Raw genomic sequence first — 22,876 nt, 5'->3', positions numbered from 1 at the left:
GTCAGCCGACGCTCTCGGCGTAGCGCGCGAGTTGCGCCGCAAAATCGATGATGAGTTGTTCGAGCGCGCGGTTCTTCTTGTCGTCGCCGAGATCCGGCACCGTCACCGCGATGGTGCGCGTGCGCGCTTCGCGATGGGATGTGCGCAGGCGGCCGGGATGCGCGCGTCCGTAGGCTTCCAGGAATGCCGCGCGCTCGGCGCCGGACAGATGGCAGACATCGAAGATAATCGCGACATGTTTCGCCGGAATTGGCACCAGATAGGCCGGATTGGTGATCTGGGTCACGAAGGAGCGGTTCTTGCCCAGCGCCGCCGCGAGCTTGAGCCGGGTCCCGGAAGGTCGGTTGTCGAGTACCCGCCGCAGGATGAGCTTGTAGTCGGCGACATTGCTGTCACCAGGCCCGCGGGTATCTTCGTGTGCTTCGTTCGTCATGACCCTACCTTTGCGATCGCCGCCTTGAGCCGCGCTACCGCAACCGGCGCCACCGAAAGGCTCGTCAGTCCGGTTGCAAGCAGCGCCTTCGTCAGGCGGGTGTCGGCGGCAGCGTCGCCGCAGAGCGAGACTTCGACATCGCGCTTGCGCGCGGCCTCAACAGTGCGGGCGATCAGCGCCAGCACCGCCGGATGGCCCGCATCGTTGAGGTCGGCGACCGAACCGATATCGCGCGCCGCAGCCATCGTATACTGGGTCAGATCGTTCGATCCGATCGAATAGAACGCAGCGTCGAAATCCTCGGCGCAGAGCGCGGCCGCCGGAACCTCGATCATGATACCCAGCGGCGGCCGGGCGCAAGCGGTCCCTTCCGCCCTGAGCGCCGCGAACTCGGCGTCAAGCATGACACCGGCACGATCGAGCTCTCCGGGAACGGCGATCATCGGCAGCATCACTTTCAGTACCCCGTGCACCGCCGCGCGCGACAGCGCCCGCAGTTGCACGCGAAACACCTCCGGTCGCGCAAGCGAGAGGCGAATGCCGCGAAGACCGAGAAACGGATTGCTCTCACCATCGATCGTCAAGCCCTTGATTGGCTTGTCGCCGCCGGCATCGAGGGTGCGGATCGTCACCGGCCTTCCCTGGGCCCAGTCGAGAATGCGCCGATAGACTGCATATTGCGTGTCCTCGTCGGGCAGGCCAAGAGACGTCTCGAACAGAAATTCGGTGCGCACAAGACCAATGCCGTCGCAGATTGCGGGATCGAGGCCTGCAAGGTCTTCAGGGGCGGCGATGTTGAGCAGAACCGCGATCCGCCGGCCGTCGGCCGTATAGGCAGGCGCAAGCCTGGCGCTCTCGGCGGCGGCCAGCGCAGCGTTCGCAGCCGCCATGCGCTGCTCGAACCGGCGACGCGTTTCCGGCTCGGGATCGAAGATCACGCTTCCTGCATCGCCATCGACCAGTGCCAACGCCGGCGGCTGCCCGTTCCACGACAACGGACCGAGCCCGACGACCATGGGCGCCCCGCGCGCCCGCGCCAACATCGCGACATGCGAGGAAGGTGAGCCCCCGGCCAGCGCGATGGCGCCGCCGTGTGACCAGTCGGCGGCAAGAAAAGCGGAAGGCGTGATGTCGTCAGCCGCCACGATCGAGCCACCGGTAATCCTGGCGACGGTGTCCACGCCGCTCAAATGCGCGAGCACGCGATCCCGGATGTCGACGATATCGGCGGCACGAGCACGGAAATATTCATCTTCAGCCGCGCGATAGCCAGCGATCTCCACGTCGAGTGCCAAGCGCCAGGCATGATGGGCAGTGATCCCCTCCGAGATGACCTCATATGCCGCATCCGCCAGCGCATCATCTTCAAGCATGGCGACCTGGAATTCCAGAATGTCGGCCACCTCGCCCTGAATCGTCTTGATCTGCTCGGCGATCTCCGCCCTCGCGCCTTCAATTGCCGCCCGCAGTGCCGCCGCCTCCTGCGCGGGATCGTCGCTCGCCGCCCGCCTGACCACCACAGCCGCAGTCAGCATGGTGACCGGCCCGATCGCGAGACCCGGCGAGGCAGCACGGCCGATAAGATGGATCTCTGCCACCGCGATCAGGCCTCGCCGAAACCGTCATGCACAAGCGCAAGCACGGCAGCAAGCGCTGCCGTGCCATCGGGGCCGGTGATGCGGAAGTGCAACGTCGCTCCCTGCGGGGCCTTGACGCGCATCACCTTTACCGGGCTCTTCGCATCCGTCCAGGGACCGTCCGGCGCAAGCGCGAGTTCGATCTTCGCCGCAAAGCGTTTCGCGCACTGCGTGAGCTTGACCGACGGCCGCGCATGAAGACCGACGGCATTGACGAGAACCGCCGAGGCTATCAGCGGCACGAAGGCGTTAGACGCCCGGCTAGCGTTGACATCATGCATAGAATTCCTCCGCGCTACGTTTGACGGCAGCAAGTGACGAACCGCCCGAGGACTCGGTCGCTGCGATCACGGCGCCCTCCACCACCGGCGCATTGCAGACAACGACGCGCGCACGTCGATCTTCGGCCAGCATCTCTACCGCCATCTCCGAATTCGTCTCCGCCCCGCCAAGATCGACCAGGATCGCCACGCCGGCCGACGACCAGGCAGCCTCGATTGCCTTGAGGATACCGGCGACATTGGTGCCGAGCCCTCCATCGGCATCGCCGCCGGTCCAGGCGAGCGGCACGGCATTGCCTACCATCTGACGCACCATGTCCGCTGCGCCTTCCGCGATTTTGGAGGAATGCGAAACGATGACGATGCCGACATTGCCGGAACTTGAATTGCTCATGAAGTTGCCTCGAATTCCAGTGCCGCAATTGCTGCACTGATCAGAAGGGACGCCGAGCGCGACCCCGGGTCCATATGGCCGATGGATCTTTCGCCGAGGAAGGATGCCCGGCCGCGGGTCGCAAGCATCGGCGTCGTGCGATCGGCGGCTTGCGCCGCCTCGGCCGCAATCGCCTTGGCATCACCGCCCCCCGCAAACACGGCTTGCACCGGCACCAGAACATCCAGCAAGGTTTTCTGCCCCGCTTCGGATCGCCCGCGCATCTTGACCGCGTCGATCGCCTTATCCGCCGCCGCGACGAGATCGGTACGCGCCGGCTGCTCCGGAAGCGCCTTGCCAAGTTCCATGAAGAAGGTGCCGACCAGTGGCCCGGAGGCGCCGCCGACCTTCATGACCAGCGTCATTCCTATCGCCTTCAGCATCTCCGGCAATGCTTTGTCCGCAAGGCCGGGTAGCGTCGCGAGCACGGCCTCGAAACCCCGCTTCATGTTCAATCCGTGATCGCCGTCGCCGATCGCCTGATCCAGGCTGGTCAATTCTTCGGCGTGCTCGATCATTGACGCGGCGAGCGCCCGCACCAGTTTTTCCCTGGCTCCCCGATCGAGACTCATGCCGCGACCCTCCCGCCGGCCGCATCAAAGAACAGCGGCTTGTTGAGCCGAAGCGACACGATATCCCCAGGGCCGAGCCTTGCTTCAGGGTCGGACAACGTCACGACGGGTTGGCCGCCAAGATCGAGGTGGAGGTGGCTCTGATCGCCGAGATGCTCGATCCGCGTGACGGTCGCCGACACGTCGCCGCCGTCGCGCGCGATCGTCAGGTGCTCGGTGCGCGCGCCGATGGTCTTGGTCCCGCGCGGCGCGCCGGCAAAGAGACCCGCCGGCAGGAGGTTGATCGTCGGTTGCCCAAGCCGCGCGGCGACATGAGCGTTGATCGGGTTCTCGTAAACCTCGCGCGGCGTACCTATCTGCATCAGCCGCCCGGCCTCGATCACGCCGATGCGCGAAGCCATCGTCATCGCTTCCGTCTGATCATGGGTAACATAGAGTATGGTCGCGCCGAGATCGGTCTGAATGCGCTTGAGTTCAAGACGCATTTCGCCGCGCAGCTTGGCATCCAGCGAAGAGAGCGGTTCGTCCATGAGATAGATCGCGGGCGAGCGCACCAGAGCCCGGCCGATCGCGACGCGCTGCATCTGTCCACCCGACAATTGGGTTGCCTTGTTATCGAGCTTGGTTTCGATGTGGAGCAGACGCGCGACTTCCCGCACCTTGGCGCGGATCTCCGCCTCCGGTACGCGGCGGATCGGCGCACGTAACGCAAAAGCCATGTTCTCGAACACGGTAAGATGCGGATACAACGAATATTGCTGGAACACGAAAGCGATGTCGCGATCGGCCGGCGCATCGCCGGTCACGTCGCGTCCGCCGATCCGGATCGAACCATGGTCCGGCATCTCCAATCCGGCGATGAGGCGCAAGGTCGTCGTCTTGCCGGCACCCGTCGGCCCGAGCAAAGCGACGAACTCGCCGTCTCCGATGGTCAGCGACAGGTCGCTGACAGCCTGCGTTTTCTTGAACGCCTTGGAGACCGCCCTGATCTCGACCTCAGCCATGCACGCCTCCCTCATGCAACACGGTGCGGATCGCCCGGCCGGACTCCTTGTCGAAGATCGACAGCGTATCGGGCCGGAAGTCGAGCCCGACATTCTCTCCGGTCCGAAACGACACGCTGGCGGGCGACCGGGCCTTGAGTGCGCCATAGCGCGTCGTCACGGTCACGATCTGTGTCGTGCCGAGATACTCCGACCCATAGACCTCGCCCCGTACGGCGCCGCGATCGGTGAAGCGCACGTGCTCGGGCCTGACCCCAAGGACCAGGTCGCTTTCCGGCAGCGCTTGGCGCGCAGCTGGAATGGCGACGTCGCGCTCGCCGAGCCTGATCGCCTGCGCGCCGGCTTGCAGGCTGCCGCGGAACGGCAGGAAGTTCATCGGCGGCGAGCCAATGAAATCCGCAACGAACAGCGACGCAGGCCGGTCATAAATGTCGCGCGGGCTCGCGACCTGCTCGACGACGCCGTTGTTCATCACGGCGATCATATCGGCCATCGCCATGGCCTCGAGCTGGTCATGCGTGACGTAGACCGTGGTTGCTTCGAGCCGGTCGTGCAGCGCACGCAATTCACGGATCATCGCCTCGCGCATTTCGGTATCGAGCGCTCCGAGCGGCTCATCCATCAGGAAACATTTTGGCTTGCGCACGATCGCCCGTCCCAGCGCGACGCGCTGGCGATCGCCGCCGGCAAGGCCCGACACCGGCCGATCGAGAAGATGCGAAATGCGCAGGATACGCGCGGCCTCCACGACCCGCCGGTCGGACTCCGCCGCGCCAATGCCCTCGCATTTCAAGGGGAAACCGATGTTTCGCCGGACATTCATATGCGGATAGAGGGCGAACAGCTGGAACACGAAAGCGATATCGCGAGCCGATGCGCGGTTCATCGTGACGTCCTCGCCGTCCAACCGAATGGTGCCGGCCGTCGGCAATTCCAGTCCTGCAATCATGCGGAGCGTTGTCGTCTTGCCGCAGCCGGAAGGACCCAGCAGACAGAGGAACTCGCCGTCCTCGACCGTGAAGCTGGCAGCCTTGACGGCATGGAAGTCCCCGAAGGATTTGTCGAGCGCTTCGACCCTGATCTGTGCCATCCCGCCCTACTCCCTGACCTTCGAGACAACGATGAACATCACCGTCCCGAACAGAGTGGTCGCGAACGACCAGGAATAGAGCGTCAGCGAAAATGGCTGCATCAGCATCACGACGCCCGCGGCGATGATCGTCGTCGCGACGGCCTCCAGCGGACCGCGTCGCAGAATTCTGTCCGCGAAGCTCCGACCCGGCATTGAGGAATTTGCATCGAGGCTCATTTGCGAACGGCTCCAAAGGTAATGCCGCGCAGCAAATGCTTGCGCAAAAGCACCGTGAAGACGACGATCGGCACCAGAAAAAGCGTCGTGCCGGCGGCTACCGCAGGCCAGTCCTGCCCGCCCTCCCCGATAATGATCGGAATGAAGGGTGGCGCCGTCTGCGCGTTGCCGGAGGTCAAGAGCACCGCGAACGCGTATTCGTTCCAGGCGAAGATCAGGCAGAAGATCGCCGTTGCCGCGATTCCCGTCGTTGCCTGCGGCAGCACCACCTTCACAAAGGCCTGAAAGCGCGTATAGCCGTCGATCATGGCCGCTTCCTCGTACTCGCGCGGGATCTCGTCGATGAAGCCCTTGAGCAGCCAGACCGCGAGCGAGACGTTGACCGAGGTGTAGAGCAGGATCATGCCGAGCCGGGTGTCCGACAGCCCGATGGTACGGTACATCAGGTAGATCGGGATCGCGACAGCAATCGGCGGCATCATCCTCGTTGACAGGATGAAGAACAGCAGGTCGTCCTTCAGGGGCACGCGGAATCGCGAGAAGCCGTAGGCGGACAACGTGCCGAGCGCGACCGCGAGCACGGTCGAGCCGAACGCGATGATCAGCGAATTGACGAAACGCGGTACGTAGTTCGACGGTCCGGCGACGACCATATTGCGACTGCGCGCAATGTCGTCGCAAAGCCCCTGCGGCGGTCCAAGCGTGCGGATGAAGTCCGGCGTCTGGCGCGATCGCGTGGTGAAAAGATTGCAGTAACCTTCGAGCGATGGGGTAAAGACGATTTTGGGCGGATAGGAGATCGCATCGTCCGGCGACTTGAATGAGGTAAGAACGATCCAGACCAACGGAATCATCGTGATTACGGCATAGAGAACCACGAGCGAACCCGCCAATCGCCTGGTATTGAGCGATGGTTCGACGACGGAATGGGCCGTGTTGGCGATGCTCATCGGCTCTTCACCCGGTTCAGCGCCTTGACGTAGATGTTGGCTAGTCCAAACACCGTCACGAACAGGATGATCGCGAATGCCGAGGAATAGCCCGTCCTCCAGCTCTCGAACGCCGCGCGCTTCAGCGTGATCGAGGCAACCTCGGTGGTCGACCCCGGCCCGCCCCCGGTGAGTAGGTTGACCATGTCGAACATCTTGAAGTTCTCGATGCCGCGGAAAAGGACGGCGAGCATGATGAACGGCAATGCCATCGGCAGAGTGATCGACCAGAACTGCCGCCATTTCGAGGCGCGGTCGACCTCCGCCGCCTCATAGATGTAATCCGGGATCGATCGCAGGCCGGCAAGGCAGATCAGCATCACATAAGGCGTCCACATCCAGGCGTCCACGATGACGATCGCCCAGGGACTGAGTGTCACGTCGCCCAGCATCTGGAACGACGATGCGGAGCGGCCGGTGAGGAAAGCGACCACATAGTTGAAAAGCCCGATCTGCGGCTGGTAGAGAAATGTCCAGAAATTGCCGACCACGGCCGGTGAAAGCATCATCGGCAGCAGAATGATCGTGGTCCACATGCCGTGGCCGCGGAATTTTTTGTCAATCAGGAAGGCAAGACCAAAGCCAAGCACGGTCTCGATGACGACGGTCCAGAACACGAAATGTGCCGTCACCTGCATCGCCGCCCAGATGTCCGGATCGGTCAGGATCGTCTGGTACCAATCGATCCCCAGCCACTTCACCGGTGCGTTCGACCGGTTGGCCCGATAGTTGGTGAACGACAGACAGATGGTCCAGACTAGCGGGAAGATATTAATCGCCAGCAGCAGCACGATCGTCGGGGTAATGAAGAGCCATGCGAGAGCCTTGTCGGACAAGCCCCGGACACGGCGCGCCAAGCCCGGCTGCAGGGGCACAGCGCCGTATGTGATCCGCGATGAGGCACTCAAATCATTCATGGCGTCGGCTGGTCCTGATGCGCCGCGATTGTCGGCTTCGGAGGAGAGGCCTGGTATTGCGGAAAAGAATGGCCTGGAGCGCGAGCGAACCGCGCTCCAGGCCGCTATCCTAGAACTTCTTGCCCTCTTCCTTGAAGATGGCTTTCCAATCTTTCACCAGCCCGTCGAGCGCTTCCTGAGCAGTCCCCTTGTCGGCGACCACGTAGTCATGCACGCGCTTCTGCTCGGCCTGCAGGAGTTGCGCGTAGGAGGGCTCCGCCCAGAAATCGACCACCATACCCATCGACTTCAGGAACTCCTTGGCGAACGGCGCGCTGTCCGGGAAGCCCGGGTCGTTCAGCACGGATTTGGCGCAGGAATAGCCGCCCAGCGCCCACCATTTCTTCTGCACATCCCCGCCAGCGAACCATTTGATGTATTGCAGCGCTTCACCCTGGTTCTTGGAATAGGAAACCACGGAGATACCCTGTCCGCCGAGTTGGGTTGCCTGGGTGGTAGCGGCGGGATTGGAGAAGAAGCCGATCTTGTCGCCGCCGACATTGGGGTCCTTGTAGAGGCCCGGGAAGAAGGCGAAGAAGTTCATCTGCAGCGCCACCTGGCCGGACTTGAACGCATCAAGACCTTCCGACATGTAGGAGTTGGAAGCACCGGGGGGCGTGCAGCATTTGTAGAGTTCCTTGTAGGCTTCGAGGCCCTTGACGGCACCCGCCGAGTTGACGAAGCCATCCATTGCATACGGCTTGTTGGGGTCCTGATATTTGAAGCCATAGTCGTAGAGATAGTTCGAAACGCCCATGGTGATGCCTTCCGAACCGCGCTCGGTATAGATCGATGCACCATAGACCTTCTTGCCGTCGATCTCGCGGCCCTGGAAGAACTGTGCGATGTCGCGCAGCTCATCGAGCGTCTTCGGGACAGCGAGATCGCGACCATATTTGGCCTTGAAATCCTTCTGCACGGCGGGGCGCGCAAACCAGTCCCTGCGATAGGTCCAGCCCACCGCGTCGCCCATGGCCGGCAGCGCCCAATAGTTCGGCGTGTTCTTCGGCCACTGCGAATAACCGACCACGGTGGCCGGCATGTAGTCGTCCATGCTGATTCCTTCCTTCTTGAAGAAGTCGTTCAGCTTGACGTACTGGCCGTTCTCCGCGGCGCCGCCGATCCATTGTGAATCGCCGATGATGAGATCGCACAGCGACCCCCGTGAATTGAGTTCGTTCAGAAAGCGATCGGCATAATTGGTCCAGGGCACGAATTCGAACTTCATGCCGATCCCGGTCTTGGCGGTAAAGTCCTTCGACAGTTCGACCAGCGCGTTGGCCGGGTCCCATGCGGCCCAACACAGCGTGATGGTTTTGCCCTGCGCTTGTGCGGGCGTGGTCGCCGCTCCGATGCAGAGCGCGGCGGCAAGTGCGCCGCCTGCAGCAAAGAGCGCCTTCATGCTATTGTTCATGCGCATTTCCCTCCTGTTGAACCGGCCATCGACATGGCGCGGCGTTCCTGCCCGCTCGAATGCTTCGAGCAGTGCGACACAGTCCTGACGGGCTAAGTGACTAAACTGACGTTCCCTCGCGCTACCCGGATTCTTAAGGACCGGCAAAGCTCGATTTGTTTAGTAAGACATAAGTTACTAAACATTGCAAGCGACCTGTCGCCGGGGCTCTCATGTGGTTTCCCAGCAAGCTCGTGGCGGCCGGACACAACTCACAAAACAATCAGCTCGGACGCTATAGCGGCGGATCAACTGCGCGCGTCCTGTTGGCGCTCCAATTTCAAAGCAATTTCATTTTGCTTCGCCAATTCAATTTCGGGATGGCGTCGCTCGAACGAGTCGTTCTGCATGTTTGAGCTTTTGACGAAGATCGAAAGCGCGCTGCGCAAATCGGGCACAGCGCCGTTTCCTTGATGAGGCTCCGAGTTGCTACCGCGCTCGCGTTCGAGGCGATGACTGGTTTCGATCCGCGGGATCCTGACTCCGCCACGGTTGAAAGCGATCACGTCGATGCGACGGATCTGCGCATCGCGTTTTCGCCTACGCTGGCACTCGATACACCCATTGATGGCCGCTCGGCGTGACAGAGGAAGCGTTGATGCCACTGCAGCATGTGGGACTAGCTGCGCTCTACGGCCCAGACTTCCACAAGGATCCGGGGCAATTCGATTCGGACGTGGCCATGCAGATCGAACGCGGTCTTTCCTGGCGGGGTGTAGAAGTAGCTGCGGCGCTTGGCGCAAGCTCTGCTATCAGCGCCGCTTTCGCAGCATTCTTTGCGAATTTGACCTCCTTCTGGCACCGACCGTTCCCTGTGTCGCCTGGCCCCTGGTACAACTTGGCCCAAAAATGATCGGAGGGAAGGAAGCGAGTCCCCGAGCTCATGCCGCCTTCACACCTTTCGTAAATCACGCACGACTTCCAGCGATTTCAATCCCGTGCGGCCGAGACGCAAGCGGCCTTCCGTTCGGGATTCAGATTATCGCACGAAGAGGACAAGACAGGCTCTCGCTGCGCGCAGCGAAGCGCATTGAGTACGAAACTGTAAGCGTCTGGGCGAAGGCGGACGTGGGCGGCTCTCTTCGTTCCTGGAGGTGGACACACACGCTGGCGCTTGGTCGATGGCCATTCCAGTCACATTCGATCGTAGATTCGGCGCCCTTATCGCAAGAAAAGGCCAAACAACGCCGTGCGCAATTTCATCGAACTACCCATCAACGGTCGCCTATGCTTCGAAAGTGTTTGCTCTGAACCGATAGCGTCTTCCGCGAACTCGGCTTTTGAGCGTGAGTAAACTTCGGTTGCTAGTGAATGATCTGGTTCAGGAAACTCCGCGCCCGTTCCGTGCGGGGCGCGCGGAAGAATGTGTCCGGGTCGCTTTCTTCGACGATGGCGCCCCGATCCATGAAGACCACCCGATCGGCAACTTGGCGCGCAAAGCCCATCTCGTGGGTGACGCAAACCATGGTCATTCCCTCCTGCGCGAGGTCCACCATCGTTTCGAGCACCTCCTTGACCATCTCCGGATCGAGCGCGGATGTCGGTTCGTCAAACAGCATGATCTTGGGTTGCATGCACAGGGCCCGCGCGATCGCGACACGCTGCTGCTGACCTCCCGATAGCTGCGCCGGATACTTGTTCGCCTGATCGTGTATGCGGACCTTCCTGAGCAGACCTATCGCGCGGTCATGCGCTTCGGATCGGGAAAGGCCGCGAACCCTGATTGGAGCCAGCATGCAATTCTCGACCACCGAGAGGTGCGGGAACAGATTGAAGCTCTGAAATACCATGCCGACTTCGCGGCGCACGCTGTTGATGTCGGCCATGCGGCCGGCGAGCTCGACACCATCGATGACGACAAGGCCTTCATCGGGCTTCTCGATATGATTGATGCACCGGATCAGCGTGGATTTTCCGGAGCCCGAGGGCCCGCACAGAACGATCTTTTCGCCCTTCGCGACATTGAGACTGATGTCGCTCAAGGCTGTGAAGTTTCCGAACCGCTTCACCAGATTTTCCACAATGACGATCGAGGCTGGCCGCCTGGTCTGACCGCCTGGGCTTTCCTGCGGCATGCTCGTCTCCATGAAGTAGGCTTCGATTGACTGATCAGTTGCGGAACGTCCCGGGGACCGCGTACCGCTTCCGCAGCGACGCGACACACTGCGAAGCGGCCGAACTGATGACGAGATAAACCACTGCGACCGCGAGGTACATTTCAACCAACCGTCCGTTGAGCTGCGCAAGCTTCGAGGCAGCCCCAAGAAGATCGGTCAGCGACAACACGTAAACCAGCGACGTATCCTGGAACAGGATGATGGTCTGGCTCAGGATGATCGGGCTAGCCACGCGGATCACTTGCGGCAGGATCACGCAGCGGTAGGTGTCGAACGCGGACAACGAAAGGGCCTGGCATGCCTCGAACTGGCCCTTGTTCACTGCACGCAGCCCGACGCGGATGATTTCCGAATAGTAGGCCGCCTCGAACAGGCCGAATGTGATGAATGCAGTATAGGTGGCGCCAATCGGAATCGGACGCCCATTGCCGCTCAGGTGTCCTAGCACGATCGGCACCAGAAAGAAGAACCAGAACAGGACAAGGATGAGAGGGATCGAGCGGATCAAGGCGATATAGCCGCGGACGATCTGGCTGATGACCGGCACCTCGAAATGCTGCGCCAGCGCAAAGCATGTCCCCAACACCATGCCAATGACGAAGGCAGCCGCCGTCAGCGTCAGCGAGAACAGCAATCCCGACCAGAGATAGGGCCACGCCTGCTGGACGATCGAAAAATCGAGGCTATTCATTTCGCGATCTCCATCGCCTCCCGCAGTGCGCCGCCTTGCTGCAGTTCGCTGGCCGGGGCCTCCACCGTGATATCATCTCGGGCAGGCGCAGTGCCCGGGATATGAAGGGCCTTGTCGATGAGCATCATCGACTGGTAGGCGATCAGGGCGAGCGCCAGATAGATGAGCGTCGCCGCGCCGAATGCGGTGAAGGTCTGGAAGGTTGCTTCGCTGATCTGGCGCGCCTGCGCGGTCAACTCCATCAAGCCGATCGTCAGGGCTACGGATGTATTCTTGTAAACGCCCATCACCTCGCTGGTCAGGCTCGGCACGATGAGGCGCAGCGCCTGCGGGACAATGACGTGTCGATAGGTGAGGTATGCGCTCAGGCCCAACGCATTGGCGGCTTCGGCCTGCCCCTTCGGCAACGCCTCGATCCCGGCGCGAACCTGTTCGGCGATGCGGGCGGCGGTGTACAAGCCCAGGCACAGCAGCGCCGGGAAAAACGATCCCCAGGGCGGCGGGATCTGCTTGATTGCGTTTCCGAGTGTACCCGGCAGCACCTCCGGCAGGACGAAATACCAGAGGAACATCTGCACGAGTACGGGGATGTTCCGGAAAATCTCCACATACAGGCGAGCCAGTGCCGCGACGAATCGATTTTTCACCGTTCGGCCGATGCCGACGAGGACTCCGACGGCGAACGCGATCCACCAGCCGAAGAACGCGAGCGCCAGCGTCCAGCCAAGACCCGACAGCAGCCAATCGATATACCGTTGGCCATCCGCCGTCTGTTCAACTCCGAACATCGCGAGCCTCACGACTACATGGATATCGACCTGCTGGCGCGAGACGGCCGCGCCGACCACACCGCGACTAGTCGACCGCGTCGCTTGGATGCGCAATCCGCTCCTTCAGGGTTTCGGTCAGCGGAAAAGCGAGATTCTCGCCCCTCGGCGGAATTGGGCTGGTGAACCACTTCGCATATGTCTTCTCGAATTGCCCCGATGCCATCTGCTTGGCGAGGATATCATCGACGAGCGCCTTGAATCCGGCATCGCCTTTCGTGAACATCAGCCCGTAATAGATCCTTGCGTATCCTTCGGGAAGGAACGTCAAGGCGTTCGGATTTGGTGCCGCGGCCTTGAGGCCGGCGAGAAGGATGTCGTCCTCCATGAAAGCCGCTGCGCGGCCGGTGTTCAGCATGAGGAATGATTCCGCATGATCCTTCGCCTGCACGATGTTCAGACCAAGCTGTTCCTTCGCATTCACGCCCTGAGCAAATCCAACCGCGTTGGAGCCTTGCGTAACGACAATCGTCTTGCCCTTCAGGTCGGCAGCGCTCTTGGCACCGCCTTCGGTCTTGACGAGCCAGCGGGGCTGGCTGACGAACGTCGCAATCGAAAACGAGACCTGCTCCTGGCGCTTCCTGTCGTTCGCCGTGCCTCCGCACTCAATGTCCACGGTGCCGTTCTGTATCAGGGGAATCCTGTTCGACGAATTCACCGGCGTGTAGTTGACGGTCACCTTCGGCAGGTTAAGGTCCGCCTTGATGCGCTCGACGATCGCCGCGCAGAGGTCCAGCGAGAAGCCGACGGGCTTTTGATCCGGTCCCAGGTAGGAGAACGGGATGGAAGCCTCGCGATAACCGATCGTGATGGCGCCGCTCGATTTGATCTTGCTCAGCGTTGGGCTCTCTGCCGCGGCAGACGAATTCACCATCGCTCCGACCGCAAAGAGGCCCGGAAGAACTCCCAGTAGCCGTACGACGTTCTTCATGTCGTGCATCCTCTCCTGTAAACGAAAACTACGCTGCTGCCGTTGCCTGCTTCAGCCCGCGCTTGCGAATCAGTTCGATCAGGCGGTCGACATCGGCGACCGTGTTGAACATTCCGAACGACACCCTGATGCCGTCGCGCTCCGGCGAAACGCGCACATTGTTCTCGTCGAAATAGCCGAACCAGTCTGTGGCCGGCAGATCAAGAACGTAGATGTGCGGCGCGCGATGCAGGCGAGCACGTGGGCCGACGAGGCGAATATCGAGCTCATCGAGTTGAGCGATGAGATGGTCGCCGAGTTCGAAGCAGTGGTTCTGGATGTTGGCCACCCCGATTTGCTCGATCATGTCAAGCGCCGCACCGAGCGCATGGATCGCCGGAAGATTGAAGTTACCGAGCTCAAAGCGCCGGGCCGTCGGCGAAGGCGCGAGGCTGTTCGGACGCGCGATCAGATCAACGGGTATTTCCGCAAGACTCGCGGCGGCCAGATAGGTTGGCTCCAGATCCTTCAGGGCTTTGTCCCAATAGAGCAGCCCCAATCCCTGAGGGACGAGCAAGCCCTTGTGACTTCCCGATCCCACGAAGGTCGCTCCGGCCGCCCTGGCATCGATCGGCACGACACCGATCGCCTGCATCACGTCGACGATGAAGTAGAGTTTCCTTTCCCGGCACAGGGCACCAACACTCTCGATATCGAAGCGGTGGCCCGCATGGAAGGTGACGTGCGACATCGAAATCGCCCGCGTGCGCTCATCGATGTGGGGTAGAAAGCTTTCCGCGTTGACGACATCAGACATCGCAAGGAAGCGCACCTCGACGCCCCTCTTCTGCAGATTGAGGAACGCATAGGCGTTGTTCGGATGATCGCCACGGATCATCAGCACGTTGTCGCCGGCACGCAGCGGCAGCGCGTTGGCCGCGATGTTCATGCTCTCCGACGTATTCTTCGTGAAGGCGATCTCGTCGGCTGAAACGCCCAGGAAGCGCGCGACCCTGGCCCGCGTCTGCTCAACGCGATCGAGCCAGACGCTCTTCGGTCCGGCCGCTTCCAGCCCCTCGCGCAGAAACAGGTCGATCGCGGCCTTCACCGGGCGCGCCAAGGGCGTCTGGAATCCCGAGTCGAGATAGACCATCCGATCGGCGACAGGGAATTCCCTGCGGACGGCATCCACGTCGTAGTGACGAGACATCTCGGTCTCCTGTTGAGCACCCCCTTGGCGACGGCCGGGAAATGCCAGCTGAAGCAGCGCGAATGCCGGTCGAAGTCCGGTGCGCGCTGCATAAGCCATGCGCATCCGCCGGCAACGCCAACGGTATGAGCATCCGCGGCCGCCCGTCCAACTAATTTTCATATTTCAGTAGTTTTTATTCCGAAAAATGATAATTTTTTGGTAGGAGTTGCTGATGAACGAACAAGACAAAAAAAATGACGGACCGCTCGACCGCGCTTTCGAGATCGTGGGCCACGTCGCCGGAGAAACCAAAGCCGTCTCGATCGCGGAAATCGCCAAGGCGCTTTCGCTCCCGCTTCCGACCGCGCATCGGCTCATTGGAAATCTGGAGGAGCGCGGCCTGCTGCAGAAGGCGCTTGGAACCAAGCGATACGTTGTGGGCAATCGGTTGGTCACGCTGTCGGCGAAGGTCATCGGTGCAGCCTTCCGTACCGCGCGCCGCCATGCGGTGCTGCGGGCGGTCGCGGCTGAAATCGGTGAGCAATGCGAGATCGGAGTCGTGCGCGACAATGTCGTTGCCTATGTGGACAGCGTCCGCGTCTCGCAACCACAGGGCCTGCAATTCAATCCAGGTGAAGCCGCGCCGTTACACTGCACGTCGACCGGAAAGATCTACATGAGCCGGCTGTCCGAGCGGGCACGGGAGAAGCTATGTCGCGCACTCACTTTGACCAGGTACACGGAAACCACGATCGTGGATTTCGACATCCTGATGGAGGTTCTCGGGGAGACCCGCAAGCGCGGCTGGGCCAAAACGAACGAGGAATATGTGAAGGGGGTCGTTGGATGCGCGGTTCCGATCCTGTCGCCACGCGGCGAATTGATCGCCTGCCTGGGCGTCTCCGTCCCGGTTGCGCGCGTGAGCTATGCCGAGCTGGACCGCTTCATTGCGCCGCTTCAGAAAGCGGCCGCGCTCCTCTCGGAGACAATTCTCCAAGCTGACGAAGATGGCGGAAGCGCTGTACTGGAAAAAACCCAGCGTCGCTCTCGCAAATAGTCGGCTTTTGGTCTGGAAGCAGAAGTCGCAGGGCGCCGCACCAGTTCCGCACCGGAAACGATGTCTTCAAGACATAACGAACGCGATCAAAATCAAACAAAACCACAGCAAAATTAACAAAACTGTCGGTTGCCATCTCCACATCTGTGAAGCGGTATGATGGAACGTTCACCGTTGTGCAGGGTTGCCGGTCCATTGCAAAGGAACATGGACCAGGATTGTGGCTTTTCACGTCAGTCTTGTTGGTCGAACTGACCTCAGTGGCGAGATCTACCGTCAGATCCGGCAAGCAATTCTGGACCGGCGCCTTCGACCTGGAGAGCGTTTGCCACCCACGCGAGAACTGGCCACCATGCTGAGGGTCTCACGATCGACTGTGACGGTCGCGTATGAAAGCCTTCTCGCAGAAGGATTTGCGACATCCCATACCGGCTCCGGTACGTTCGTCAACCATCATCTTGAGACGAAACGACCGGCATCGAAAACAAGGCGGTCGACGGTCCGCGCAATTCGGGTGCGTGGAGTTTGGGAGACGATACCCCTTCCGATAGGCTTTGACCGCACAGCACGTTTCGATTTCAGAACCGGGCTTCCGGACACTTCGTTATTTCCACACCGAGCCTGGCGGCGAGTCGTCGCCCGTGCGCTGCGCTCGAGCGAGATGGCGGCAGGCGTCTACGAGAATCCTGCCGGCAATTGGGACCTGCGCGCGGCGATCGCTCGCCACATCGGCATCTCACGCAGCGTTTCCGGATCGCCCGACGACGTCATCGTGACCAACGGCACCCAACAGGCACTCGACATCGTCGCTCGCGTGCTTCTCGGGCCCGGCGATATCGTTGCGATGGAGGATCCGGGCTATCGGCCTCTAAAGGAGTTGCTCAAGGCGCTGGGCGCGCGCGTGATCGGTGTGCCGGTCGACAGCGAAGGCCTGGTCGTTGAGGCGCTGCCGGCCGAGGCCAGGGCGGTCTACGTGACGCCGTCGCATCAGTTTCCCCTTGGCGTGGCCATGAGCCTGTCGCGTCGACGGGCGCTGCTTGCCTGGGCCGAGCGCAACAACGCGGTTGTCGTCGAGGACGACTATGACAGCGAGTTTCGCTTCGGCGGACGTCCGCTCGAGCCGCTTCAGACCCTCGATTCGACCGGTCGCGTTGTGTATGTCGGCACGTTCTCAAAGACGTTGCTGCCGGCTCTCCGGCTGGCCTTCATGGTCGTGCCGCCGTCGCTGCGAGAGGCGGCGCACAAGGCGAAGTTCGTCACCGATTGGCATACAGCGACAACAGCGCAGAGCGCGCTGGCGCAGTTCATCGACGAAGGGGCGTTTGCACGCCACATTCGCAGGGTGGGCCGCATCTATAGCGAACGGCATGCGATGCTGACCGCGGAGATCAAGAGGAACTTCGGCGATTACCTCGACCTTGTTCCATCGAGCACCGGGCTGCATATCACCGCCTGCGCACGAGGAGCGTCGGTTGATCATATCGATGCGATCGTATCACGAGCCTTTGATCTCGGCGTTGCCATCGATACGATGTCGCGCAACCGGGTGGACAGAAAGCCTCCGGCCGGCCTCGTCCTGGGATACGGGGCGATCGAGACGGCACGGATTGCCGAAGGGCTGAGGCGGCTGCGCAGATGCTTCGATGAACGTGTGCCTCGACGGGAAGCGGCGTGAGCGATGTCGCTGAGGTGACGGCAAGCGGCGAATTAAGACCGGACGAGAGCCAGACGCTCAGGTCAATCCGATCAACAACAGCCCCGAGCCGCCGCCTGAATTGGACTGATTGATCTTCCGCAAATTGGACCTTCCGTCATACCGCTTCGCTTTCTAGTGTCGGATCGTTGAAAAGGTCGACGGACCGATGCAGGGCGGGCGCGTTCCATTTCGCACCCGCACGCACTTTCTAAATCGCAGATCAATCATCACCGCAAATCGCATTAAAGCGGACGTCCGCCGACCTGCAAATCGCGAACTCACAACTTGGAGACACGAGCGCGTGAGTTGTGAAGCAATTCACGGCCACGGGTTGCAGCTCGACCTAATCAGCCACTGCAAGCTGACCTATCGAAATCGAACAGGAGGTTTCACATGAAGCATCCGATGATTCTTGCAATCGCAGGCGTCAATTCGTTCACGAGTCGGAAAACAGCCGCGGCGTCCCGTCACGACAGCGCCGAGACACGTCGACTTGGATGGGGAACGCGGTTCTTGAGCTGGTGTGCCCAGTGTTCGGAGCGGTCGCGGCAGCGGCAAGCCCTGGCGGAGCTCGATGACCACCATCTCAAGGACATCGGCAAGACGCGGCAAGAGGCAATGGCCGAAGCGGCCAAGCCGTTCTGGAAATGACGCCGTTCATCGCGCACTTGCTGCCGGCGGCGGCGCTGGGCCTGTGCGTCGCTATCCCGTTCGGCCCGATCGGCTTGATGTGCGTGCAGCGGACGCTGACATTCGGAATCTGGTTTGGGATCGCGAGCGGCATGGGTGCGGCAACAGCGCACGGCATGTTCAGTTGCCTGGCCACGGTGAGCGGGACCGTGTTGACGCAGATGACGCTCGCCCTGCACACGCCGCTGCGCATCACTGGAGGGATCGTCCTGGTCTTGATGGGCCTCAGAACCATTCTCGTGCCCACCCGCGCGGCGCACGGCGCGACATGCGGAGATTTGCTTACATGCGGAGGTTTGATTTCGGCCTATACATCGACCCTGTTGATCGCGGCCGCCAACCCGATGACGGCACTGCCGTATCTGGGCGTCACGTCGGCGCTGGAAACCGGCAAGCCGCTGATCATGGATCGCGCGCTGGCATCGCCCATCGGTGTGATGCTGGGCAGTGCATCCTGGTATCTCTTCCTCGCCCTCAGCACGAACACCATGTTTCGGAGCTTGCAGAAAGCCGCGCTGGATCGGTTCAACAGGCTCACCGGGATTCTCCTGATGGCCCTGGGAGCTTCGCTATGCGCCCGCATCGTCTGACCGGCAGGCCGCGCCGGCCATCCTGGCACCGGCCGCTCTGCTCGGGCTCGCCAGCGCATTCGCGCTCCAGCTGCCTCCACAGTGCATGGGTCGGCCTCGGCGCGCATACCACCGCGCGGCTTAAGAGCTGCGAATTAACCGTCAACACCTGAGGAGAGCACGATGCCCAACCATCAGCACGCTGCTGCGCACAGGACAACGCTTGCCCGCCAGCCCGGTTCGATCTCGGGCGAGACAAGGCTGCGCGCGGCCGATCAACCGATCGTCACCACGCAGGAGCTTCCTTCCGCCGTCCCGCTAATGGCACTTTCGACCGGCTTCTGGGCTTTCAAGACCCTGGCTGCAGCACACGAGGAGGGCCTGTTCAGTCACCTTGCAGGCGGCGCCGGCACCACGGTTGCGGAGCTGGCGGAAGCGCTCGGTCTGCATCCACGCCCGGCCGAGATGCTGTTGACCGGCTGCGCTGCACTCGGGCTTCTGGAGAAAACGGACGGCCGTTATCGCAATACGCCCTTAAGCGAAGCCTTTCTCGTGCGCGGGAAGCCGTATTACTTCGGCGGCTTCGTGCAGATGGCCGACAAGCGGCTCTACGCGGGCTGGGGCAAACTTGCCGAAGCGCTGCGCACGAACCGGCCAACCACGTGGGACCCGGCAGTGCAATCCTCGATGTTCGACGGCGAGGATCCGACGGTGCTGGCACTCTTCTGGGAGGCGATGCATTCGCTCTCCACGATGACCGCGCGCAAGCTCGGCGAAGCCGTGGATCTCGATCATTTCCGTCGCCTTCTGGACATCGGCGGCGGATCGGGCGCGTACGACATCGAGCTTTGCAAACTGTCTGGGGAGCTGCGCGCGACCGTATTTGATCTGCCGCATGTGGCCGCGATCGCCGCAGGAAAAATTACCGAGGCCGGCTTGACCGACCGCATCGAGACCGCCGGCGGCAACTTCTTCGAACAGCTTCCCGAGGATCACGACGTGCATCTCCTGTCGATGATCCTGCACGATTGGGATGAGGCGAAGAACCGCGCGCTGCTGCGCCGGTCCTTCGAGGCTTTGTCGAGCGGCGGCGCAGTCGTCATCAGCGAGCTTCTCGTCAATGACGAAAAGACCGGGCCGGCGCCGGCCGCGCTGATGAGCCTCAACATGCTGATCGAGACGGAAGGGCGGAACTACACGCCGGCCGAATATTCGGCGTGGCTCGAGGAAGCCGGCTTCCGGCACGTCGAGACGGTCTGGTTCGACGCACCCGCCGCGAACGGCGCCGTGATCGGCCGCAAGCCGTAGGGCGTAAAGTGCCCTCGCACGTGACGCGCCGCGCGGGCTACGCCAGGATGGCAGGCTTCGATCGCGCGCAGGTGAACCGGTAGCTGTCCTCTCACACAAAGGCCGATGTTGCGCGCCTTTTTGTGAACTCAAGGGAGGCCTCATGCGGCGATGACGCGAACGCAGGTTGCCATCATCGGCGGCGGTCCCGCCGGTCTACTGCTCTCCCACATGCTCGCCCGCAACGGCGTCGACAGCATCGTGCTGGAGCGGCAGAGCCGCGGCCATGTGCTCGAGCGCATCCGCGCCGGGGTGCTGGAAGCGGGAACGATCGAACTCTTGCGCGAGGTCGGCCTCGGCGCGCGCATGGATCGGGAGGGACGTGTCCATGACGGCTCGGGCATCGCGTGGGAAGGCAAGCCGCACTTCTTCATCGACACCCGCAAGTTCACCGGCCGACCGATGATGTCCTATGGCCAGACCGCGATCACCGAGGATCTCTATGCCGCGCGCGACGCGGCTGGCGGCGTCGTGATCGATGACGCGGCAAACGTCGCGCTGCACGAACTGACGTCGGACCGCCCGCACGTGACCTACGAAAAGGGCGGGCAGACCCGCCGGATCGATTGCGACTATGTCGCTGGCTGCGACGGCCACCATGGCGTGAGCCGGCAATCGATCCCGGCGTCGGTGCTGCGCACGTTCGAGCGCGGCTATCCGTTCGGCTGGCTCGGCATCATGTCGGAGACGCCGCCCTATCCGGAGATCTGCTATTGCTATCATTCGCGCGGCTTCGCGCTCGCCTCGCAGCGCAGCCCGATGCTGAGCCGCTACTACATCCAGTGCGATCTCGACGCCCGCATCGAGGACTGGCCGGACGACCGCTTCTGGGAGGAGTTGAAGGCGCGCTGCCCGAAGGACATGGCCGACAGCATCGTGACCGGTCCCTCGATCGAGAAATCGATCGCGCCGCTACGGAGCTTTGTCGCCGAGCCGATGCGCTATGGTCGCCTGTTTCTGGCGGGCGACGCAGCGCACATTGTCCCTCCCACAGGAGCGAAAGGTCTCAACCTCGCGGTCTCCGATGTGTTCTACCTCTCGCGCGCGTTGACCGAGGCCTTGAAGGCCGGCCGCACCCACTATCTCGACGGCTACTCCGATATGGCGCTGCACCGGGTGTGGAGCGCCGAGCGCATGTCGTGGTGGCTGACCACGTTGATCCACCAGTTCCCTAATGAAGCGCCGTTCGACCGGCGCATGCGCGAGAACCAGTTCGATTACCTTCTTGCGTCGGAGCGTGCGCAGGCATCGCTCGCCGAGCAGTATGTCGGCCTGCCATTTGAGAGCTGATGCCGCGAGCGCTACGCTTCGCTGCCGCAATCGCTCGCAGCGCCTTATCGGCAGCGGGGCCCGCACGAACTCTGGACCGGTCAGCAACCAGATTCCCGGTCCGTTCAAACCCGGGGAAAGGTTTCGACCTTCATGTTCCGGATTGTGCCACCGGGCGAAACCGCAGCGGCTGCGGCCAAGTAGTCCGGGTCTGATCCAAACAATACTCCGCATTTGTTTAGCGTAAGCGGACGTCGCGGGCTCGTGCGCCAATGTCTGAGAAGGACGCCGCACCAGTTTCGCACCAGAAACAACTCATCAGAACGCAACGAACGCGATCGAAATCGAACAAAAACGCGGCAAAATCAACGAAGCTGATCGATATTCTGCCGCTCATAACGGTCTGGTTGCAGGTTCGAGTCCTGCCGGGCCCACCACGCTTCGCCCTTCGGGCTACGCGTGGCGCAGCCACGCGGGGCCGAAGGGTGAAGCGTGGTGTCCGGCGTAGCTTGAGCAAAGCGAAAGCGAAGACGGACTGGAGCGGCGAAGGGCGGACCGCGCTGCGCTCCCAACCAAAATATCGAAAACAACCCCATGCAAAGTAGCAGGTGGTCGCGGGCATGGATGCCTAGAGCGAATCCTGCGAAAACATTTTGACACGTCGGGCAAATCAGCAGCATGATTGCATCGTCGCGCAATTCGTTAAAGCCCATGGCCCCACCCACAGCAGGCTCTTCGGCGCGATTGCAGGCAAAACCTGTCCAAACGTGCATGATCTCGATCAAGAACCGCTGATTTTGCTTGGTTTCCCGACAGAGCCCGCTGCCGGGCTTGATACATTGGTTGCGGGCAAGCTGTCACGTGCCTCTTGAGCGGCCTCTATCACCGTCTGGCGATCGGCGGCGCGCTACGAACAAGCGTCAGCCCACCGTGCCGCTGCCGGACCGTCTGCTGGTCCACATGCGGCGCTGGTACGACAAGAAGATCATCGCCAACCACTTCGTCGAGTGGCAGGGCGCTGGCGTCAAGTCGGTGAAGAACGGCTTCGCGCGGGCGGTGGAGGTGGCGAAGCTCGACCTCTCGGACGGCAACGTCACGCCGCACACGCTACGCCATACGGCAGCGACCTGGCTCATGCAGCTGGGCACTGACCCGTGGGAAGCGGCTGGTTATCTCGGCATGTCGGTGAAGGTTCTAATCGACACCTAGGGCCATCACCATCCCGATTACATGAAGGAAGCGTCCGGGGCGATCACTCGCAAGAGGGAGACGACCAAGCGCGTGGTTGGCACCACCCAGACTACCAAGCCAGCCGTCCGCACTCGCAGCATTCGAGCAATCTAGGCCATGAAACTATAAATCTGCCGGGCGGACGGCTTGCCAAAGTCCGCTATGCCCGGATAGCGACCAAATTCCGCAGCGCAGCGAAATGGCGCGATGTGCC

25 protein-coding genes and 2 pseudogenes are annotated in these 22,876 nt (G+C 61.8%); 9 read left to right on the top strand and 18 right to left on the bottom strand.

What is annotated here, in order from left to right; genetic code table 11:
- Nucleotide 1: 1 nt before the first annotated feature.
- The 12 genes from V1294_RS10550 to V1294_RS10495 all read right to left on the bottom strand — a co-directional run bounded on the left by V1294_RS10550 (nucleotide 2) and on the right by V1294_RS10495 (nucleotide 9,573).
- Nucleotides 2-433, bottom strand: coding sequence for a hypothetical protein (locus V1294_RS10550; RefSeq protein ID WP_334496895.1), 432 nt, complete (start codon nucleotides 431-433; stop codon nucleotides 2-4).
- Complete coding sequence (gene ptsP, locus V1294_RS10545) at nucleotides 430-2,031, bottom strand: phosphoenolpyruvate--protein phosphotransferase (RefSeq protein WP_334496894.1); 1,602 nt, start codon at nucleotides 2,029-2,031, stop codon at nucleotides 430-432. Before ptsP ends, V1294_RS10550 begins: the two co-directional genes overlap by 4 nt.
- A gap of 5 nt (nucleotides 2,032-2,036) precedes the next feature.
- On the bottom strand, nucleotides 2,037-2,351 hold the full coding sequence (locus V1294_RS10540) for an HPr family phosphocarrier protein (protein WP_334496893.1): 315 nt from the start codon (nucleotides 2,349-2,351) through the stop codon (nucleotides 2,037-2,039).
- Entirely contained in the window at nucleotides 2,344-2,745 is a 402-nt protein-coding gene (dhaM, locus tag V1294_RS10535; RefSeq protein ID WP_334496892.1) for a dihydroxyacetone kinase phosphoryl donor subunit DhaM, read from the bottom strand. The genes V1294_RS10540 and dhaM overlap by 8 nt, the downstream gene beginning before the upstream one ends.
- On the bottom strand, nucleotides 2,742-3,356 hold the full coding sequence (gene dhaL / locus V1294_RS10530) for a dihydroxyacetone kinase subunit DhaL (protein ID WP_334477617.1): 615 nt from the start codon (nucleotides 3,354-3,356) through the stop codon (nucleotides 2,742-2,744). The genes dhaM and dhaL overlap by 4 nt, the downstream gene beginning before the upstream one ends.
- Nucleotides 3,353-4,360, bottom strand: coding sequence for an ABC transporter ATP-binding protein (locus V1294_RS10525; RefSeq protein WP_334496891.1), 1,008 nt, complete (start codon nucleotides 4,358-4,360; stop codon nucleotides 3,353-3,355). Before V1294_RS10525 ends, dhaL begins: the two co-directional genes overlap by 4 nt.
- Nucleotides 4,353-5,450 (bottom strand): ABC transporter ATP-binding protein, encoded by a 1,098-nt coding sequence (locus V1294_RS10520; RefSeq protein ID WP_334496890.1) that lies wholly within the window; start codon nucleotides 5,448-5,450, stop codon nucleotides 4,353-4,355. Before V1294_RS10520 ends, V1294_RS10525 begins: the two co-directional genes overlap by 8 nt.
- A 6-nt stretch (nucleotides 5,451-5,456) precedes the next feature.
- Nucleotides 5,457-5,669: a hypothetical protein gene (locus V1294_RS10515; protein WP_334477613.1), complete on the bottom strand. Its 213-nt coding sequence runs from the start codon at nucleotides 5,667-5,669 to the stop codon at nucleotides 5,457-5,459.
- Nucleotides 5,666-6,619, bottom strand: coding sequence for a carbohydrate ABC transporter permease (locus V1294_RS10510; RefSeq protein WP_334496889.1), 954 nt, complete (start codon nucleotides 6,617-6,619; stop codon nucleotides 5,666-5,668). The genes V1294_RS10515 and V1294_RS10510 overlap by 4 nt, the downstream gene beginning before the upstream one ends.
- Nucleotides 6,616-7,575 carry a carbohydrate ABC transporter permease gene (locus V1294_RS10505; RefSeq protein ID WP_334496888.1) on the bottom strand — a complete coding sequence of 320 codons (960 nt, stop codon included), beginning with the start codon at nucleotides 7,573-7,575 and terminating at the stop codon, nucleotides 6,616-6,618. Before V1294_RS10505 ends, V1294_RS10510 begins: the two co-directional genes overlap by 4 nt.
- Nucleotides 7,576-7,684: 109 nt before the next feature.
- On the bottom strand, nucleotides 7,685-9,016 hold the full coding sequence (locus V1294_RS10500) for an ABC transporter substrate-binding protein (protein ID WP_334504590.1): 1,332 nt from the start codon (nucleotides 9,014-9,016) through the stop codon (nucleotides 7,685-7,687).
- Between the two features lie 299 nt (nucleotides 9,017-9,315).
- Nucleotides 9,316-9,573, bottom strand: a complete 258-nt coding sequence (locus tag V1294_RS10495; protein ID WP_334505001.1) for a hypothetical protein — start codon at nucleotides 9,571-9,573, stop codon at nucleotides 9,316-9,318.
- Here V1294_RS10495 and V1294_RS10490 point away from each other — a divergent pair.
- Nucleotides 9,502-10,102: pseudogene (locus V1294_RS10490) on the top strand (amidase family protein); the annotation flags it as partial. The gene V1294_RS10495 and the pseudogene V1294_RS10490 sit on opposite strands and share 72 nt — an antisense overlap.
- 269 nt (nucleotides 10,103-10,371) lie before the next feature.
- Here the strand turns inward: V1294_RS10490 and V1294_RS10485 are convergent.
- From V1294_RS10485 to V1294_RS10465, 5 genes are all read right to left on the bottom strand, one after another.
- The gene (locus V1294_RS10485) at nucleotides 10,372-11,142 is read right to left on the bottom strand and encodes an amino acid ABC transporter ATP-binding protein (protein ID WP_334477608.1); all 771 of its coding nucleotides are present in this window, start codon (nucleotides 11,140-11,142) and stop codon (nucleotides 10,372-10,374) included.
- A gap of 34 nt (nucleotides 11,143-11,176) precedes the next feature.
- A complete protein-coding gene (locus V1294_RS10480; protein ID WP_334496887.1) occupies nucleotides 11,177-11,875 on the bottom strand; it encodes an amino acid ABC transporter permease in 699 nt (232 codons plus the stop codon).
- Entirely contained in the window at nucleotides 11,872-12,663 is a 792-nt protein-coding gene (locus V1294_RS10475) for an amino acid ABC transporter permease (protein WP_334504588.1), read from the bottom strand. Before V1294_RS10475 ends, V1294_RS10480 begins: the two co-directional genes overlap by 4 nt.
- A 67-nt stretch (nucleotides 12,664-12,730) precedes the next feature.
- Nucleotides 12,731-13,633 carry an amino acid ABC transporter substrate-binding protein gene (locus tag V1294_RS10470; protein WP_334496886.1) on the bottom strand — a complete coding sequence of 301 codons (903 nt, stop codon included), beginning with the start codon at nucleotides 13,631-13,633 and terminating at the stop codon, nucleotides 12,731-12,733.
- A gap of 28 nt (nucleotides 13,634-13,661) precedes the next feature.
- Nucleotides 13,662-14,822: an aminotransferase class V-fold PLP-dependent enzyme gene (locus V1294_RS10465; protein ID WP_334496885.1), complete on the bottom strand. Its 1,161-nt coding sequence runs from the start codon at nucleotides 14,820-14,822 to the stop codon at nucleotides 13,662-13,664.
- A gap of 214 nt (nucleotides 14,823-15,036) precedes the next feature.
- On the opposite strand from V1294_RS10465, the gene V1294_RS10460 reads away from it, so the two are divergent.
- The 7 genes and pseudogenes from V1294_RS10460 to V1294_RS10430 form a co-directional block, all read left to right on the top strand.
- Complete coding sequence (locus tag V1294_RS10460) at nucleotides 15,037-15,861, top strand: IclR family transcriptional regulator (protein ID WP_334504585.1); 825 nt, start codon at nucleotides 15,037-15,039, stop codon at nucleotides 15,859-15,861.
- Nucleotides 15,862-16,081: 220 nt separating this feature from the next.
- Nucleotides 16,082-17,536: a MocR-like pyridoxine biosynthesis transcription factor PdxR gene (gene pdxR, locus V1294_RS10455; RefSeq protein WP_334496884.1), complete on the top strand. Its 1,455-nt coding sequence runs from the start codon at nucleotides 16,082-16,084 to the stop codon at nucleotides 17,534-17,536.
- Nucleotides 17,537-18,070: 534 nt separating this feature from the next.
- On the top strand, nucleotides 18,071-18,208 hold the full coding sequence (locus tag V1294_RS10450) for a DUF1127 domain-containing protein (RefSeq protein ID WP_244608369.1): 138 nt from the start codon (nucleotides 18,071-18,073) through the stop codon (nucleotides 18,206-18,208).
- Nucleotides 18,205-18,837, top strand: a complete 633-nt coding sequence (locus tag V1294_RS10445) for a LysE family translocator (protein WP_334496882.1) — start codon at nucleotides 18,205-18,207, stop codon at nucleotides 18,835-18,837. The genes V1294_RS10450 and V1294_RS10445 overlap by 4 nt, the downstream gene beginning before the upstream one ends.
- A gap of 162 nt (nucleotides 18,838-18,999) precedes the next feature.
- The gene (locus tag V1294_RS10440; RefSeq protein ID WP_334496880.1) at nucleotides 19,000-20,124 is read left to right on the top strand and encodes a methyltransferase; all 1,125 of its coding nucleotides are present in this window, start codon (nucleotides 19,000-19,002) and stop codon (nucleotides 20,122-20,124) included.
- Between the two features lie 150 nt (nucleotides 20,125-20,274).
- Nucleotides 20,275-21,453: a 4-hydroxybenzoate 3-monooxygenase gene (gene pobA, locus V1294_RS10435; RefSeq protein WP_334496878.1), complete on the top strand. Its 1,179-nt coding sequence runs from the start codon at nucleotides 20,275-20,277 to the stop codon at nucleotides 21,451-21,453.
- Between the two features lie 76 nt (nucleotides 21,454-21,529).
- Nucleotides 21,530-21,636, top strand: a pseudogene (locus tag V1294_RS10430) (cytochrome c); the annotation flags it as partial.
- 161 nt (nucleotides 21,637-21,797) lie between these two features.
- On the opposite strand, the gene V1294_RS10425 reads toward V1294_RS10430, so the two are convergent.
- Nucleotides 21,798-22,217, bottom strand: coding sequence for a hypothetical protein (locus V1294_RS10425; RefSeq protein WP_334496876.1), 420 nt, complete (start codon nucleotides 22,215-22,217; stop codon nucleotides 21,798-21,800).
- A gap of 145 nt (nucleotides 22,218-22,362) precedes the next feature.
- Here V1294_RS10425 and V1294_RS10420 point away from each other — a divergent pair, with 145 nt between their 5' ends.
- The gene (locus V1294_RS10420) at nucleotides 22,363-22,641 is read left to right on the top strand and encodes a tyrosine-type recombinase/integrase (RefSeq protein ID WP_334484776.1); all 279 of its coding nucleotides are present in this window, start codon (nucleotides 22,363-22,365) and stop codon (nucleotides 22,639-22,641) included.
- Nucleotides 22,642-22,876: the final 235 nt, after the last annotated feature.

The organism is Bradyrhizobium sp. AZCC 1678 (assembly GCF_036924765.1).
In the GTDB taxonomy this organism is placed as follows: Bacteria; Pseudomonadota; Alphaproteobacteria; order Rhizobiales; family Xanthobacteraceae; genus Bradyrhizobium; species Bradyrhizobium algeriense.
The sequence above is the reverse complement of the archived record's forward strand: the minus strand, read 5'-3'. Positions and strand labels throughout refer to the sequence as shown.

What these genes read in the sequence shown, in the direction of transcription:
- V1294_RS10550 (WP_334496895.1), bottom strand. Translation starts at nt 433, where the DNA reads ATGACGAACGAAGCACACGAAGATACCCGCGGGCCTGGTGACAGCAAT.
- V1294_RS10540 (WP_334496893.1), bottom strand. Translation starts at nt 2,351, where the DNA reads ATGCATGATGTCAACGCTAGCCGGGCGTCTAACGCCTTCGTGCCGCTG.
- dhaM (WP_334496892.1), bottom strand. Translation starts at nt 2,745, where the DNA reads ATGAGCAATTCAAGTTCCGGCAATGTCGGCATCGTCATCGTTTCGCAT.
- dhaL (WP_334477617.1), bottom strand. Translation starts at nt 3,356, where the DNA reads ATGAGTCTCGATCGGGGAGCCAGGGAAAAACTGGTGCGGGCGCTCGCC.
- V1294_RS10525 (WP_334496891.1), bottom strand. Translation starts at nt 4,360, where the DNA reads ATGGCTGAGGTCGAGATCAGGGCGGTCTCCAAGGCGTTCAAGAAAACG.
- V1294_RS10520 (WP_334496890.1), bottom strand. Translation starts at nt 5,450, where the DNA reads ATGGCACAGATCAGGGTCGAAGCGCTCGACAAATCCTTCGGGGACTTC.
- V1294_RS10515 (WP_334477613.1), bottom strand. Translation starts at nt 5,669, where the DNA reads ATGAGCCTCGATGCAAATTCCTCAATGCCGGGTCGGAGCTTCGCGGAC.
- V1294_RS10510 (WP_334496889.1), bottom strand. Translation starts at nt 6,619, where the DNA reads ATGAGCATCGCCAACACGGCCCATTCCGTCGTCGAACCATCGCTCAAT.
- V1294_RS10505 (WP_334496888.1), bottom strand. Translation starts at nt 7,575, where the DNA reads ATGAATGATTTGAGTGCCTCATCGCGGATCACATACGGCGCTGTGCCC.
- V1294_RS10500 (WP_334504590.1), bottom strand. Translation starts at nt 9,016, where the DNA reads ATGAAGGCGCTCTTTGCTGCAGGCGGCGCACTTGCCGCCGCGCTCTGC.
- V1294_RS10485 (WP_334477608.1), bottom strand. Translation starts at nt 11,142, where the DNA reads ATGCCGCAGGAAAGCCCAGGCGGTCAGACCAGGCGGCCAGCCTCGATC.
- V1294_RS10480 (WP_334496887.1), bottom strand. Translation starts at nt 11,875, where the DNA reads ATGAATAGCCTCGATTTTTCGATCGTCCAGCAGGCGTGGCCCTATCTC.
- V1294_RS10475 (WP_334504588.1), bottom strand. Translation starts at nt 12,663, where the DNA reads ATGTTCGGAGTTGAACAGACGGCGGATGGCCAACGGTATATCGATTGG.
- V1294_RS10470 (WP_334496886.1), bottom strand. Translation starts at nt 13,633, where the DNA reads ATGAAGAACGTCGTACGGCTACTGGGAGTTCTTCCGGGCCTCTTTGCG.
- V1294_RS10465 (WP_334496885.1), bottom strand. Translation starts at nt 14,822, where the DNA reads ATGTCTCGTCACTACGACGTGGATGCCGTCCGCAGGGAATTCCCTGTC.
- V1294_RS10460 (WP_334504585.1), top strand. Translation starts at nt 15,037, where the DNA reads ATGAACGAACAAGACAAAAAAAATGACGGACCGCTCGACCGCGCTTTC.
- V1294_RS10445 (WP_334496882.1), top strand. Translation starts at nt 18,205, where the DNA reads ATGACGCCGTTCATCGCGCACTTGCTGCCGGCGGCGGCGCTGGGCCTG.
- V1294_RS10440 (WP_334496880.1), top strand. Translation starts at nt 19,000, where the DNA reads ATGCCCAACCATCAGCACGCTGCTGCGCACAGGACAACGCTTGCCCGC.
- pobA (WP_334496878.1), top strand. Translation starts at nt 20,275, where the DNA reads ATGACGCGAACGCAGGTTGCCATCATCGGCGGCGGTCCCGCCGGTCTA.